At 72.9% G+C, this 706-nt stretch carries 1 protein-coding gene; it reads left to right on the top strand.

Going from position 1 to position 706, the window contains the following annotated elements; translation table 11 throughout:
* Positions 1-706 (top strand): polyketide synthase (locus tag GT045_RS14645; RefSeq protein ID WP_161334434.1); only part of this gene is annotated, 706 nt, incomplete at both ends.

Below are 706 nucleotides of genomic sequence, written 5' to 3'. Positions count from 1 at the left end.
GGCGATGGACCCGCAGCAGCGGCTGCTCCTGGAGACCAGCTGGGAGGCGTTCGAACGCGCGGGTATCGACCCGGCCTCGGTACGTGGCACCCGCACCGGTGTCTTCACCGGCGTCATGTACCACGACTACGGAACCGGTCTCGACGCCGTCCCCGCCGGGCTAGAGGGCTACCTCGGCAACGGCACCGCCGGCAGTGTGGCCTCCGGCCGGGTGTCGTACACGCTGGGCCTCGAAGGGCCGGCCGTCACCATCGACACGGCCTGCTCGTCCTCCCTGGTGGCCCTGCACTGGGCCGCCCAGGCCCTCCGCCGACGCGAGTGCACGCTCGCGCTGGCCGGTGGTGTCACCGTGATGTCCACACCGGGGACGTTCGTGGAGTTCAGCCGGCAGCGGGGTCTCGCCCCCGACGGCCGCTGCAAGCCGTTCGCGGCGGGTGCCGACGGCACCGGCTGGGGTGAGGGCGTGGGCATGCTGCTGTTGGAGCGGCTGTCCGACGCGCAGCGCAACGGTCACCCGGTGCTCGCCGTGGTGCGCGGTTCGGCCCTGAACCAGGACGGCGCGAGCAACGGCCTCACGGCGCCGAACGGCCCCTCGCAGCAACGCGTGATCCGGGCGGCCCTCGCGGACGCCCGGCTCTCGGCCAAGCAGATCGAGGTGGTGGAGGCGCACGGTACGGGTACGACCCTGGGTGACCCGATCGAGGCG

The organism is Streptomyces sp. SID486 (genome assembly GCF_009865385.1).
GTDB lineage: Bacteria > Actinomycetota > Actinomycetes > Streptomycetales > Streptomycetaceae > Streptomyces.
This window is presented reverse-complemented; position numbering and strand designations above follow the sequence as displayed.